Source organism: Pirellulales bacterium (genome assembly GCA_036490175.1).
GTDB lineage: Bacteria > Planctomycetota > Planctomycetia > Pirellulales > JACPPG01 > JACPPG01.
In genome coordinates this window covers 1-15,014 of sequence record DASXEJ010000219.1, presented here as the reverse complement: position 1 = coordinate 15,014, position 15,014 = coordinate 1, and the positions used below count along the sequence as shown (strand labels likewise).

The 15,014-nt window shown below is 60.4% G+C and carries 9 protein-coding genes; 4 read left to right on the top strand and 5 right to left on the bottom strand.

Annotated elements, in window-relative coordinates; all coding sequences use genetic code 11:
• Positions 1–149: 149 nt before the first annotated feature.
• Positions 150–1,532 carry a DUF1570 domain-containing protein gene (locus VGG64_15725; GenBank protein ID HEY1601053.1) on the bottom strand — a complete coding sequence of 461 codons (1,383 nt, stop codon included), beginning with the start codon at positions 1,530–1,532 and terminating at the stop codon, positions 150–152.
• A 475-nt stretch (positions 1,533–2,007) separates the two neighbouring features.
• Here VGG64_15725 and VGG64_15720 point away from each other — a divergent pair, with 475 nt between their 5' ends.
• The 3 genes from VGG64_15720 to VGG64_15710 all read left to right on the top strand — a co-directional run bounded on the left by VGG64_15720 (position 2,008) and on the right by VGG64_15710 (position 6,386).
• Positions 2,008–2,940, top strand: a complete 933-nt coding sequence (locus tag VGG64_15720; protein ID HEY1601052.1) for an ABC transporter ATP-binding protein — start codon at positions 2,008–2,010, stop codon at positions 2,938–2,940.
• 132 nt (positions 2,941–3,072) lie between these two features.
• Entirely contained in the window at positions 3,073–4,878 is a 1,806-nt protein-coding gene (locus VGG64_15715; protein HEY1601051.1) for an ABC transporter permease, read from the top strand.
• On the top strand, positions 4,875–6,386 hold the full coding sequence (locus tag VGG64_15710; GenBank protein ID HEY1601050.1) for a hypothetical protein: 1,512 nt from the start codon (positions 4,875–4,877) through the stop codon (positions 6,384–6,386). The genes VGG64_15715 and VGG64_15710 overlap by 4 nt, the downstream gene beginning before the upstream one ends.
• Positions 6,387–6,476: 90 nt before the next feature.
• Here the strand turns inward: VGG64_15710 and VGG64_15705 are convergent, their stop codons facing one another.
• Positions 6,477–7,898, bottom strand: a complete 1,422-nt coding sequence (locus VGG64_15705) for an aldehyde dehydrogenase family protein (protein HEY1601049.1) — start codon at positions 7,896–7,898, stop codon at positions 6,477–6,479.
• A gap of 227 nt (positions 7,899–8,125) precedes the next feature.
• On the opposite strand from VGG64_15705, the gene VGG64_15700 reads away from it, so the two are divergent.
• Positions 8,126–8,599 (top strand): PaaI family thioesterase, encoded by a 474-nt coding sequence (locus VGG64_15700; protein ID HEY1601048.1) that lies wholly within the window; start codon positions 8,126–8,128, stop codon positions 8,597–8,599.
• A 35-nt stretch (positions 8,600–8,634) separates the two neighbouring features.
• Here the strand turns inward: VGG64_15700 and VGG64_15695 are convergent, their stop codons facing one another.
• From VGG64_15695 to VGG64_15685, 3 genes are all read right to left on the bottom strand, one after another.
• Complete coding sequence (locus VGG64_15695) at positions 8,635–10,404, bottom strand: trypsin-like peptidase domain-containing protein (GenBank protein HEY1601047.1); 1,770 nt, start codon at positions 10,402–10,404, stop codon at positions 8,635–8,637.
• Positions 10,405–10,795: 391 nt separating this feature from the next.
• The gene (locus VGG64_15690) at positions 10,796–12,373 is read right to left on the bottom strand and encodes a TolC family protein (protein HEY1601046.1); all 1,578 of its coding nucleotides are present in this window, start codon (positions 12,371–12,373) and stop codon (positions 10,796–10,798) included.
• A gap of 408 nt (positions 12,374–12,781) precedes the next feature.
• Positions 12,782–15,014: efflux RND transporter permease subunit (locus VGG64_15685; GenBank protein HEY1601045.1), on the bottom strand; the 2,233-nt coding region annotated here is incomplete at its 5' end.

Sequence of the window (15,014 nt, the reverse complement as noted above, 5' to 3'; positions counted from 1 at the left end):
TAACAGCTTGGCCTACGTATAAATCCCGCGATGTGCGCGGGCAGACGAGACTTTTTATAAACGAGGACGGGTGAGAAGCTAAACGCGCGGTCGCATAGGATGAATCTCTCGCGCCACGCAAACCGGCAAGCGTCGTCGGTCGCGCCCGCTCACTTCAGCCCCTTGAGAAACGCTCGATATTGTGCATCGAGCACGGTATCTTTCGCGCCACACAACTCGGCAAGCGTCGTCGGCCGCGCTCGTCCTTGATAGATCGCGGACAAGTAGGCGATCAATGCGTCGCGATAACGGGCGCGCTCGCCGTGCATCAGAAAATAGGTCAGGCCCGACGATTCGCTGTAGAGCATCGGAATATTCGGGTCGCGCTGCAGGCGCTCCATGCCGTAACCTGTGAGTTCGGCGAGCGGCACGTAGTAATCGTCGACCAACAAGCGATGCTGTGCGTCGCGCAGTCGCGCGGCATCGTTTCCCCCCAAAAAATGCCAGCCATCGGACTCCGTCAGCGACTCCATGTAGCAGGCGATCCCTTCGACGATCCAGAAATTTGCATCTTGTCCGATGTCGCGGACCGAATGTTTGATCTCGCTGAACAGCTGATGAGTGGCCTCGTGATAGAGGTTGCTATCGTCCCCCGCGGTGGCTTCATCCGCGTAGAAGTAAGCCTCGCGCTTATTCGCCAGATAAAATCCAGTGCTGATGCCGATCTGCGGTTCGTCCTTCTCCAAGGCGCGCACGTACTCGTCGCGACTGCGGAAGTAGACCACTTTATGTTGCATTGGGACGCTGCGCTTGGCCCCGTGGCCCGCGAAACGCCGCGCGAGAATGGGCTCGGTTGCCGTGAATCCGGCAAAAATTTGCTGCCAGGCGTCGTAGAGCCGTTCGAGCCGCGTCGCCAGCCGTACGCCCTCTTCCAAACTATGGCTGGAATGAACGTTGTAATGCTCGGTAACGATGTCCCAGCCTTTGCGCGGCGCGGATCGCAGCGTCTGATCATCCTCGGCATCGACCCACCGCGTGCCGAAGAGGCGCTCGCCCGCTTCGTAGCGGGGCACATGATCGGCCGGTAACCAGCCGAAGTTAGCATGCCACGTTTGTCCGTCGCGAGCTTTGGCAACCTCGAACGGCGTCAGCCACCTCCCCTCATACTTTTCATAGCCCAGGATCGCGCGCGCCTTCTCATGGTCTGGATTTTCGCGAATCACCTCGGGCAGGATTTGAAAGGCTACGCTGGCATGCCCACTGGTGGCGGCCGCTTTGGCGAGCGCAAACAACGCCTCGGCCTGTCCCCGACGGAGCGTCGCAAATCGCTGGCGCCACTCCGAGGCAGTTTCTGGTAGCTTTGACACCACTTCACCTGCCGCGGGGCGGCAGGCCAGCATCAGGCGATTAGGCTGGAGCGCCGGCAGCCAGTTCCGCGACGTTTCTGCTTCGACGCTTAGCTGCTGGCTTTCGGCCCAGGCTGCCAGTTCCGCGAGTTGCGCGGAATAGTTGGCCCGCAGCTCGGCATGCCGGCTAGTAATGTCGGCGGCCAAGATATGTCCGCCTGGGCACGTAAGCACGAGCCCTAAGGTCGCCACAGCAGCGAGAGGCACGAGTTTTAGAAGCAGCACAGAAATTGCCAGAACCTCCGGCGAGAACCGCAGAGGGGTGCCCCAACGTCCAGTGTATCATCGCGCGGCGCAAAACTAACACGACCTCCGCTCGGCTAAGATGCCCGTTTGCGAAGCGGCTTATCCAGGATTCAGCCCTGGCATCTTGAATGCTGCCGGTCCAGGTGGCTATAGTCGAGGTTTCTGGGCTGGGGGTTGGGCGGGCCGTGGCCGTGGCAATCGGCATGGTACGCATTTCCTGTATAGGTCGAACTTTACGCTGTGTTGGCTCGTATCAGCTTGCAGCGTAGCGCCGTGAGGGGCCCGCCCCGTCGTCAAGTTAGGTTTCTCAGACAGGGTCGTACTGTCGCCAGATTTCTTGTTACCGCTCACCGTCTCGGAATCGTGAGGACCCCTCATGCCGTCGGATGTATCCACAGCCCCAGCAACGGCTTCCGCACGTAGGCAGCCGGACGAGGTCGTGGTCGAAACCAGAAACCTCTCCAAGATCTATCGAGACTTCTGGGGGAGGCAAAAAGTCCGTGCCCTCAAGGCGCTCGACCTGGAAGTGCGGCGCGGCGAAATCTTTGGCCTGTTGGGTCCCAATGGGTCAGGCAAGACTACGACTATCAAGCTGCTCTTGGGGTTGCTCTTTCCCACCAGTGGCGAGGCGCTGGTTTTTAACCGGTCCGCCACGGATGTGACCAAAAACGAACGGATCGGCTATCTGCCGGAAGAATCGTACCTGTATCGGTTTCTGAACGCAGAGGAGACGCTGGACTTCTACGGCCGGCTGTTCGACATGCCGGCCTCGGTTCGCCGCCAACGCACTCAGGAACTGATCGATCTGGTCGGCTTGCGCGGGGCAAAACGCCGTCAACTGCGCGAGTATTCCAAAGGCATGACGCGGCGCATCGGCTTGGCTCAGGCGTTGATCAACGACCCCGAATTGCTCGTGCTCGACGAACCTACTTCGGGCCTAGACCCTATCGGCACGCGTGAAATCAAGGATTTGATCCTCAAGTTACGCGATGAGGGGAAGACGGTCCTGTTGTGCAGCCACTTGCTGCCCGACGTTCAGGATGTGTGCGATCGGATCGCGATTCTCTACCAGGGCGAGCTAAAGGAACTGGGACGCGTCGACACGCTGCTCAAGATGCGCGATATCACCGAGATTCGGACGACTGCGCTCAGTGACGAAGCAAAAGCCGAGATCGCGGCCGTGGTCAAACGGCATCAGGGCGATGTTTTGAAAATTGACAATCCGACCACAACCTTGGAAGACCTGTTCCTCAACATCGTCCGCGATAGCGAAGAGCACCCAGGTCGCCGGGCCGTGGAGAAAACTTGATACAACCGCTTACGTCACAACCCGCCGACCGCACGACTTAATCTTCTTGCCATCATAATAGTGCTCAAAGTTCTGATTCTGCTTCATCGTCATTCATATCGTTAATTCGTCCACTCGAACCAGTTCTTATTCATGGTCCTGGAACGCGAACCATTACCGCTGGAACAATGGATTGCCACCGGCTTGCCGCAGTGGCTGACGGTTGTCGGCGCCGTGGCGCTGGCGGCATTATTCTTCGGATTCGTCCTCGCAGCGGTTCGCTATGGTCCCGGTAAAGCCGGCGACATGATCTTTCGGCTGTTGACTGGCGCGGTGATGGACCTGGTGGGAATCTCGCCGCGGCGCGTCCTGGCACTGGCCCGACTGGCTATTCAAGAGTCGCTTCGCCGGAGGGTACTGGCCGGCCTGGCCGTATTCATTGTCATCCTGGCGTTTGCGTTGTGGTTTCTCGACGCCCGTACCCCCGATCCGGCGCGCCTCTATTTAAGCTTCGTGCTCACGGCCACTTCCTGGCTGGTGTTGCTGATGATGGTGTTCCTGAGCGCGTTCAGCCTGCCGAACGACATCAAGAACCATACGATTTACACGATTGTGACCAAGCCCGTCCGCCCCAGCGAAATCGTGTTGGGACGTATTCTTGGCTTCTCCGCCGTAGGCACGGCCTTGCTAGCAATTATGGGGCTGATTAGCTATTTGTTCGTCGTCAGGGCGCTGAATCACTCTCACGAATTGACCGCGAACGATCTGACCATGGTCGTCGCCAAAGATAAAGATACCGACGCCGAACCGGAACGGACCGGTCGCACTACCCTCGATCGCAACCATCATCATCAGGTTTTGATCGGGGCGGACGGTAGCGGATCGACCGACGTGGTGCAGGGGCACTGGCACGACATAACGGCCGACGGAAAGGGAAGCAGTCAGCGATTTACGATCGGCTCTCCGCAGGGGCAGTTTCATGCCCGCATTCCCGTCTACGCCGCGAATCTAACCTTCATGGATCGTGGGGGCCGGCCGACGGACAAGGGCATCAACGTCGGCAACGAGTGGACCTACCGCAGCTACATCGAAGGCGGCAAGCTGATGAGCGCACGGTGGCTCTTCGATGGCATCCGCCGCGAGGATTTTCCGGATGGCCTGCGCTTGAACATGACCATCACCGTGTTTCGTACTCACAAAGGGGACATCGAGAAAACGGTTTTAGGGAGTTACACGCTGCGCAACCCGCGCACCAAGGCTTCCGCCCGACCGCAGAATTTCTTTGCCAAAGAGTTCGCGATCGACGAACACGTCGTACCGCTGAAGCTCGAGGATTCCGACGGCAAGGAGCTTAATCTGTTCGACGATCTAGTCGACGACGGTCAACTCGAGATCGAGTTGCACTGCCTGCAAGGGGGGCAGTATTTTGGCATGGCCAAGCCCGATTTATATCTACTGCCCCGTGAAGGATCGTTCGAAGCGAATTTCTTGAAGGGTTACACGGGCATCTGGCTGCAAATGCTAATGGTAACCGGCTTTGGCGTCATGTGGAGCACATTCCTTAATGGTGCCGTGGCAATGTTGGCCACTCTTGTCACTTTGATCGCGGGACAGTTCGCCTCATGGGTACAAGAGTTGGCGACGGGCCAGGTACTGGGGGGCAATACCTTCGAGGCTGCGCTGCGCATCGTGACACAAAGTAGCATCTCGACGCCCCTAGAGGAGAATCTGGCTACCAAGGTAGTGCAAGGGCTGGACGCGGCCACGCTGTGGCCGCTGAAGATTATCGCCAGCCTGCTGCCCGATTTCGCACAATTGGATGACGCCAGCTACGTCGCCGATGGTTTCAACATTCCAGCATATCTGATCACGGAGCAATCGCTGGGCGTGCTCGCCTTCCTGATACCTCTGTTTGTCGTTGGCTTCCTGTGCCTGAAAACGCGCGAGGTCGCGAAATGAATCAACGCCCATTTCTACGAAAGATTGTCTATCTCGCTGTGCTGGTTGCCTTGCTGGTGCCGCTGTCGCTATTGAGCATGCCAGCTCGTCAAGGCGTGCCAGGCGAAGCCGGCAGCGCCGGTGGTGTGCTCGCGCAATTGCGCGACGAGTACAAGCTGGGGCAAGCCAATCTCGGACAAATCGACCCTACCAGCGAGACGATCAAGCTGGCCACGCTCGGCATGCGCAATATCGCCGCGACGCTGCTCTGGAAGAAGGCCATCGACTACAAGATGAAGGAGGACTGGACCGCGTTTTCGGCCACCTCGGAACAGATCATCAAGGTGCAGCCGAATTTCCCCACCGTCTGGTCGTACCAGGGCTGGAACCTGGCCTATAACATTTCCTACGAATTCGATGATTATCGCGATCGCTATTTCTGGGTTATGAAAGGAATCCGTTTCCTGCAAGACGGTATCGTCTATAACGAATCCGCGCCGCGCCTGATCCAATACTTGGGTTGGGTCATCTCGCAAAAGATCGGCACGGCCGATGAAAAGCTGCAATTCCGCCGCCTGTTCCGCGAAGATGCCGACTTCCATGGCACACGCCCGCTCGACCAGCGTGATAATTGGCTGGTGGGCCGCCTGTCGTATCTGGATTCGGTGCGAGTGGCGGAGCGCGAGAAAATGCTGGATCGCTTAAATCCCATAGTGTTTCTTTCCAACGCGCCCAAGAATCGGATTAATTACGCGGTCGCGCTGGAAGAAGAGGGAGTGTTCGAGGAAAAGGCCGGCCTCGCGTGGACTGTGGCGCATCGCGACTGGCTCGACTTCGGCGCGCGAGAAATCTACAAATCCGCGGATACCTCCATCCGGCTCAATGACCGCGACAAAGTGATGAGCCGGATTGAAGAGTTGGTAACACAGCTGGAACAACTCCCCCCCGCAGGTCGGCGTGAGCAGATTTACGAAGAGAAGCTCGCCAAGCTCTCCAAGGCCGAGCGCGCCGCGTTTGATCGGCCGGTTGCCGAGCGCGACACTGAACAGCACGGCCTGGCGGCTGCGGCGGACCAGAAGTTAAAGGTCTCGCATGCCGATCTGGCCGAGCGCGTCGACGCAAATCAGCGTGCCGAGGCGAAGAGGATTGTTGCCCAAATCGCAGATTTAGAAGCAATGCTCAGCACGATCGAACGCAGCCGCGAGACGACCAACTATCCCTATTGGCTCAGCCGCTGCGAAATGGAAATGCGTCCGGAAGCCCTCGAGGCCCGCCGGCTCATTCACCAGGCCGATACGGCCTTTCGCGTGGACCAAGACCTGATCGCGGCACAAAAGCTGTACGAGCAGGGCTTTGCCAAGTGGGACGAAATAAGCAAGCAATTCCCGCGAATGCGGAGCGACGAATTATTTGGTGAGGACATGGCGATCTTTATCAATCGCTATCGTGCTCTGCTGAAGAGCGCGGATATTCCCTTTCCAGACAAGTTTCCCCTGCAGGACATTCTCGATTCGCACCGCGATCGGTAATGTGCTGCCTCGGTAATCGATCGTGTGGCTGCGCGCGCCATCGCAATTCGAATCGGACTAGCCTCCTCAAGGCTCGCTGTACACGGCCGCCTAGGCCGTTGGACCGTGAATCACCACGGTTTTGCTCTCGGTCATCTCGGCAATGGCGTACTTAGGACCCTCTTTCCCCATCCCGCTCTCTTTCAGTCCACCGTAAGGCATCAGGTCGGCCCGCCAGCCTGGGCCCCAATTGATGTGAATGTTGCCAGAGTCGACCTCGCGAGCGAACCGGATCGCAGCATCGATATCCTGCGTGAAGATCCCAGCGCTGAGTCCGTAGTGCGAATCATTGGCCAGTGCGATCGCCTCCCCGATATCGGCCGCCCGCGTCACCGCCACGGCCGGGCCGAAAAGCTCGTCGCAACTGATGCGCATTTGTGGGCGCACGTCGGCCAACAGCGTCGGTTCCAGTAGAGCCTTGCTGCGCCTGCCACCGGCCAGCAGCCGCGCTCCGTCGGCTACGGCGGAGTGGATCCACTCTTCCACGCGTCGTGCATCTGCCTCGCGCACCATGGGTCCCATCTGCGTTTGCGGGTCGAGCTGATCGCCGGCGCGCAGCGCCTGCACCTGTGGCCGTAACACATCCAGGAACTCGTCATAGACAGCGTCCATCACGATCACCCGCTGCGTCGAAATACAGACCTGGCCGGCGTTGCCATATCCGGTGGCGACGGTCGCCTTGGCGACTTTGGCCAGGTCGGCGTCCTGCATGACGATCAGAGGGCTGTTCGATCCAAGCTCCATCGTCACACGCTTCAGCCCGGCGATCTGACACAGTTTCTCTCCTACGTCACGGCTGCCCGTGAAGCTGATCTTGCGAACCCGCGGGTCGCGGGCCAGTAGCGAGCCGATTTCGCCCCCGGAACCGGTGACGCAGGCGATTGCCGTCGGTGGCAGCCCGGCTTCGAGAAGAATCTCGGTTAACCGCAGTGCCGACAGGGGCGTGTCGCTGGCCGGCTTGCAGACCACCGCGTTGCCGGCAGCCAATGCCGGCCCCACTTTATGACACACCAGGTTCAACGGAAAGTTGAACGGCGTGATGGCTACCACTACGCCGCAGGGGACGCGCAGCGTAAATCCCAGCTTGCCCGCTCCACCCGACGCGCCGTCGAGCGGCAGCACTTCGCCCGAGATCCGCTTGGCTTCTTCGGCCGACAGTTCCATCGTCTCGGTGGCCCGCTGGGCTTCGCCACGTCCTTCAGCCAGTGTCTTGCCCTCTTCTTGGCTGATGAGCCGGCCAAGTTCATCGATGCACTTTCGCATCAGTTCGCTGGCGCGGTGCAGGATTTCGTAACGCTGGTAACCGGTTGTGCGGCGCATCTCTGCCGCGCCCGTCACGGCCCCGGCCAGTGCCGCCTCGATGTCCTCCGCGTTGGCCCTCGGTACGGTGTCGACGACCGTACCGTCGAACGGATTCGTGACGTTGGCCCGCTGGGGCTTGTCCATCCAATGGCCGGCCAGAAACATCTTCATGTCCATGCTCCCATGACGTGCGTGTGCGATTGTGGGCGTCGAGGCCAGGTTGTCGCCCGGCAGTATTATCGAGAGCGCCACGCCGCGGTGAAGGGGCCTAAAGGCTTTCGCAGACAAGCCCCCTTTGCAGATCGCCGCCCGCGGATCGCCCGGCGTCTGGCCGATTCGCGAGACGTCCCCTACGATACGGCCAACGATTTTTCGTGCCCCTTGAGGAGCAACTGAGCATGTCCGCCCCGCCACTTCCCGACGATCCCGCGATTCTTCAAGCCCGCGATAAGATTCTGGAAACGGCCCGGAACTGGCCGTTCTTCAAGCTCATCGGGATGGAAGTCGAGGACATGCGTCCCGGCTGGTCGATGCTCAAGGTCGCTTGGCGGCCCGACCTGACGCAGCCTGCCCACATCATGCACGGCGGCATCATCGCCACGCTGATCGACACGGGGATTGCGCACGCAATTCTGCTGACGGACGTACATCGGCTCGACGGCAGCTCGTCGCTGGTATCAGTCGACTTGCGAATCAAATACTTCCGTCCGGTTTCCGAAGGAATGATCTATTGTGAATCCACGGTGCCACGGCTGGGCAAACACATTATCCACGCCGAAAGCATCGTGCGCAACGAAGAAGGAAAAGAAGTTGCCCGCGGGGACTCGATCTATATGGTCGTATCGCGCGACAAGTTGAAGCGTTCTAGCTGAAGTTCTTCCATGCGGCGTTTTACGCCGCCGCGATCTTAGCGAGCCAAAGGCAGCACGACTTTGCTAAGCAAGATCGGCACTTTTGTCGGCTTGAGCGGATTATCGCCGACGCGCACCTTGGAAGGATGCGCGATCCCCAGTACGAGCACGCAGCCCTCCTCCTTCACTCCGGCAATGGCATCATCCAGGGGAAGAAAGAATTGTTCATCGGTACCTTCCACCTGAATGAGCGCCGCGTTTTCCATGTCGTCCCCCAAGAAAAGCTTCTTCACGCGACCAAAGAGAAATACGCCTCCATAGGGGGCGCGATCCTTGCCGGCGTGCGCGTTGATGGGCAATATCTGCTCTTGCACTTTCCACGAGACGGCCTGCAGCGCGTCCACGACTTCGTCGGCCTCTTGCAGTAGCGCCTGCTGTTCGTCGAGCGGCATGGGCGTCTGTGCGCCTGGGTGAGCCTGAACGTACTTCACTTCGGTGATCGTCCGCGCCAACTCGTCGAACGACGCACAGTCGTCCGCGGTCTGCGGACGCCAGCCTTGGGCCGCCAGCCGGTGGCGCAACTGCTTGATCTGCTCGGCAACACCGCGCATGCTCGTTAGCTGCGGCTCCGCCGGCTCGGGCATGCTGCGGCGATGCTGCTTCAGGGGCAGCACTACAGCCTCTTGCCGAGCCACCAGGTCGTGCAGATGGCGCGCATGGATCGCATAGCCGAGCCCGAGCTTCTGGTTGACCCAGGAGTTCACTCCAACCACATCTCCGTGGGCGTTGATCAAGGGTCCGCCACTGTTGCCCGGCGATATTTTGGCGTCGTGCTGGATCCATAGGTCGTCACCACTATCGTCGATCGTCGAGGTTAACCACTGGCGCGTTTCGGTCGGCAGTTGATTGGTGCGGAGCACGCGGCCAACGATACCGCCCGTGGTGGTAAACTCATTGTCTTGGGGATGACCGATGGCATACACCTGCGACGCATCGCGGGGCCTGTCGCCATATCTCAGCTCGAGCGCTTTGACGTCTGGCGGAACGCCATTGAGCCTGAGGATGGCAAGGTCGGCGTGCTTATCGATCGCGGTATATCCCTCGACTCCGTAGCGCGTACCGTCGCTGAACAGCACGTCGGCCTTCGAGGCGTCGGATACGACATGATAGTTCGTTGCCACCAGGCCGCTTGTGTCGATCACGAAGCCCGAGCCCAATCCACGACGATTGTTAAGACCGTCGGAGGTTTCGATTTTCACGATGCCATGCTTCACATAGGCAACGACGTCCTCCAACGGTGCGCCTGGGACGGGCTTTGTCGGATCCGCGGCCTGCGGCAAAGCCGGCGGATTGAAGGGGGCTTTGTTGACCCCTAATTCCAAGGGTGGATTCGTCGCCGGAGCAGTGGTGACGCTACTGGCGTTCTTGGCGCCTGCGCTCGAGAGCAAGCTCCCCCTGACCACGAATGCGATGCCCCCTGCCGTCGCAGCGACCAGCAGCACAGCCGCCGCGAGCCACGTCCATCGTCGCACACGTCCCGCCCGTCGCATTACGATCGTGGGGCGACGGATCAGCTCGTCGGTGTCGACGGTGATGACCGGTGCCGCGTCATTGAGGGATGGCGCAGTATCGCTGGCCAACGGATGCACCGGCACCAATGGGGGCGGCGCAGGAGGAGGACCAACCATCGCTGGTGGGACAATAGGCGTCGTGCCAGGCACGCGCAATGATGCGTCACATTTGGGACAGCGCCCTTTCTTGCCGGCAAATTCATCCCGCACACGGAACGTTGCCTGACAGGCGGCACAGGTGACGCGGATGCCCATGATAGACCTCTGTTGCTCCAGGCATCCAGCCTACCACGTGGCCACGTCGTGAAGCAACAAATCGGCTTTTGAAAACGTGGAACACGCCGCCGTGCTGCCCCACGGGAGTCTGCCGAGCGAAGTGCGGCGGCCAGGTCTCGGCTGGCAACGCAATCGTCATCCTACCCGTGATCTTACGACAAGCTTGCCGCAAGGTAATTGTCCATGAGTTACTTACGCTCGACGGTCGACCCGTGTTCTATTGCCCATGTACGTTAGACAATGCTAAGGGCATGGTGCCAGATGGCCGCCACCGCGAAGCCGCAGGGGACTGCTCCAGGAAAGCCAAGCGTAGGAATCTAGCTACCAAGTGACGACGACACGCCCACTAAAGAAAGTGGGCGAGCGCACGCTACTTCGCCATTGGCCGGATCATCGTTTGCGGGGGTACGGCCGTGGCTGCGGTGAGCACGGCCGCTGCCTGCGCCAATTCGTTCAAGCAGTCCAGATTCGCCCGCCGGGCATTGATCAGGCTCGTGCGGGCCTGCGATACCTGCAACACGTCGACTTCGCCTGCGATGAATTGCTCCTCCAGCCGTTGAATCTCCTCCGGCAGAAAATGGAGCAGATTCTCATTTTCGGCGACGATCCAGCGGGCTCGCTCGTAGCGGTTTATGGCCGCCTCGATTTCGATCCTGGCCCGCGCCTGCAGCTGTTCCTGCGCGGTGATGCGCTGTCGCAATTCGGCCTGCCGCTGCCGCAACAGCGGCGTGAAGTCGTTGAACACGTACAGTTCGCGATGGAGTCGGAATCCGAAGAAAGTCACTCCGTTGTCGGTACGCTGATAATACGGTCCCACCTGAATGTCCGGCGTGCGCGAGGCGTCGGCCAACCGCACGTTTGCTCGCGCCGTACCTACGTCGGCGCGGGCGGCCATAACGTCGGGACGCGAAGCGGCCAATTCGTCAACGGCCGCGCCGTCGCCTGCCTCGAAGGCACCTTGCGGACACTTCAGTCGCAGTAGGCTTTCTGGTGCGCCCGACGCCCATTCCCATTCGTCCAGGTCGCCAATCACGTCGATGGGCGTATTGAGCGGAATATTCAAATGCCGTCTCAGGTCCAACAGTGAATTTTGGTAGTTGGCCTCCATCAGCCGTAGCTGTTCGCGCGTGGAGCGATTATCGAGCTGGATGATCGTCAAGTTGGCCGCCGATATCTGCCCGGCATCGAATTGCTTTCGCGAGACGCGCAGCAGCTCGTCGTTCATGGCGGCCGTGGCCTGCGCGAGTTCGCGCAGGCCGCGTTGGTAAAGCGCCAGGAAGAATAGCCGTTCGGTCATCGCCACGTTCAACAACTCGGCCTGCACGATGGTCCACCGCACCGAGGTCAGGGCGGCGCCGGCGACTTGCTCGCGATAAAGCTGCTGGTGCGCCAGCTGTATCGTTTGCATCATCAGCACATAGTTATAGATGGTCGAACCGGTGCCGTTGTTGGTTTGCAGCGGTGTCGCATTGACTTGTATGAATGGATTAAAGGGGTAGGTTGCCGCCACGCCGTACATGCCAACGCTGACTCCCTCGGTGCGACGCACCGTAACCAGATCGGGATTCTGCCGCAGCCCGATTTCGATCACCTCCATCAGACTTAGCTGCACAGGCACGAGCCGAACCGGCGCTAAATACGGTGGACCGATCGGCGGATTCCCGGCCGGAATGTTCTCGCTTTTGATCCGCAACTCTGCCGATCGTGCGCCGATGGGCTTCGCGGCGGGCCGAGGGTAATCGGCCGGCGTAGGAAGCCGAACAGCCTGGTCACCCGATCCATTCTGCGAACGAGATCGCTTGGGCGCCGGGGCCGCGACCACGGCGGGGCCCGTCGCACCACGTTGTGCGCTTGGGTCGACCGTGGGCGCGACGTCCTGGTCGTAGGCCGCGAGCCGAATCGTAGTGTCGCCCAAGCCCACGCGCAGGTCGTCGGGTACGGTCGGCAACGTTTCCGATCTTAGCTGCGGATCCGGCGATTGCTTGCCCCTGTATCCTTCAGCCGCCCTCTGACAGCCGAGGCAGGCCACGCTCAATACAATCAGCACGGCGAACCAGCTTGTCGCGCTGCATCCATTCACACGCGGCGCGCTCAGTGAGCGCAGGTGCGCGAACCACGGCCACGGCGGTAGAAGCCGGAACGGCATGATGCAAGGAGCGAGCGATGAGGGCAGGTGATAGCAGACGCGTAAGAGGTAGGCGTACAAACTACTTCGGCAGACGTCGCAAGCGCGAATCAGCGGTGAAGCACGCAGGAACCAAGCATCGCCGTCAGAGCTTGTGCAGAGTCGCCAAGAACCGGTTAGCAACCCGGAAACCTAACGCGCTGGAAAGGAACGCGAGCGCCGCTAGCGATACTAGCGCTGCTGCGGCAGCACCTGTTTTGGACCTGGCGTGACGCGACCAAACGCCAGGTAGATGGGCGGCAATAAGAACAGGTTCAGAATCGTCGAAGTTGCCAAACCGCCCAGGATCACGGCGGCCATCGGATATTCGATCTCATGCCCCGGCCGATTGCCGGCCCACACCAATGGCACCAGTGCCAGGCCCGTGCAGAGCGCCGTCATGAGGATCGGCACCAGTCGCTCGCGCGCGCCGCGCAGCACGAGCTCTGCGCCGAAAGGTTCCCCTTCTTCAAGCTCGAGATGCCGGTAATGGCTGACGAGCATGATGCCGTTGCGCGCCGCGATTCCCAGCACAGTCACGAAACCTACGAGCGACCCCAGCGACAATACACCCCCTTGGAGCACGGCCCCCAAGACGCCTCCGACCAAAGCGAAAGGAATCGTGAGAAACACAAGCAGTGCAATTCGCCACGAGCGAAAGTCGACGTGCAGTAGCAGCAAGATGCCCGTCAGCGATAAGCCCGAAAGTGCAAACAGTCGTCGCCGCGACTGCTCGCGCGCGGCGTACTCACCCAGAAACTCCGGGTGGTAACCGCGATCGAACGAGAGGCCATGCACTCGATCCTCAATGTCGCGGGCGACACTACCCAGATCACGCCCGGCCACGTTGCAGGTGACATCCAGGCGTCGTGAGGCCGCCTCGCGTTTGATCTCGTTCGGTGCAGGAGCGATCTGCAGATCGGCCACGTCTCCTAACGCAACGTGACCTCCGGTCGGCAAATCGATAGGTAGGCGCTGTAGCGCCGCCAGATCCGCGCGCACGCTGGCAATGCCGCGCACGACGACATCGTAGCTTTTCTGATCCTGATAAACCTCGCCCACCTTGGTGCCGTTCACTAGCGTGGCGACGGCGCGGCGCGCCTGGGTGTGGGTCAGTCCAAAGCGGGCGGCGGCATCGGGGCGCACGCGCACTTGCAATTGCGGGACGAGCACTTGCGGTTCGATCTTCAAGTTTGTTACGCCTGGCACGTCGGCGATCGCGGCGCGGATCTCTTCCCCCTTGGCCCGCAACACAGCCAGATCAGGTCCGAAGGTACGCACGACGATCGTGGCTCCGGCGCCCGAGAGCACCTCTTTGATGCGCTCCTTGAGATAAGTGAGCACGTCGCGGTACAAGCCTGGATAACCATCGATCAAAGTTTGAATCCGGGCCACGGTCTGCGTTAGGTCGACATCGGGGTCGACGCTGATCCACAGTTCAGTAAAGTTCGGCCCGACCACTTCGTCGGCCACCTCGGCGCGGCCAATGTGCGAGCCGAAATTCCGCACGCCCGGAATGGCCCGCAACTCGCGGCTGGCTTGGATCGTGACGCGTCGCATGGCGTCCAGAGATGCGCCGGGCTTTTCCACCCAGTGCATCAGGAAGTCGGTCTCCTGAAAGTTCGGCAGGAACTCCTCGCCCAATCGCATCACGCCCACAGCGGTCGCTAGAAACGTGATCGCGATCACCATCGCGCACGTGCGGGGCCGCGCCACCAACGGTGGAAGCGTGCGCACGTAGAGATCCTGCAAGTAGCGCGACAGCGGCGCCTCGACGCGCTTGCGCCCCGCTACGCTAGGCAGTAGCGCCAGCGACAAGGCCGGCGTCACCGTCAGCGCCACCGCCAGAGATGCCAGAATCGCCAGGATATAGGCAATCGCCAAGGGGCGAAAAAACGATCCAGCGACACCGTCCAGAAATAAAATCGGCACGAACACCAGCGTCACGATCAGGCTGGCATAGACGACGGCGCTGCGCACCTCGAGCGAGGCGTGCAAAACCACATCGAAGGCCGGGGCCGGCTGCGGAGTCAGCGCATTTTGACGTAAGCGGCGCTGAATATTTTCCACGTCGATGATCGCATCGTCCACCACTTCGCCCAAGGCAATTACCAGGCCTGCCACCACCATGGTGTTGAACGTGACGCCCCAAAAATGCAGCACGATCGCCGCCGCGATCAGGGAAAGCGGTATGGCCGTGATGCTGATCAGCGCCGTCCGCCAGTCGTACAGGAACAAGGCCAGCACGGCTACGACCAACACGCACCCTAATAACATGGAATGGGTGAGGTTTTCCAGCGCCCGTTCGATAAACGTCGCCGGGCGAAAGATCGTCGGGTCGATCGTCACTCCGGCCAGCCCGGGACGCAACGCTTCGAGCGCCGCCTCGACCGCACGTGTGACCGCCAAAGTATTGCCCCAGGGT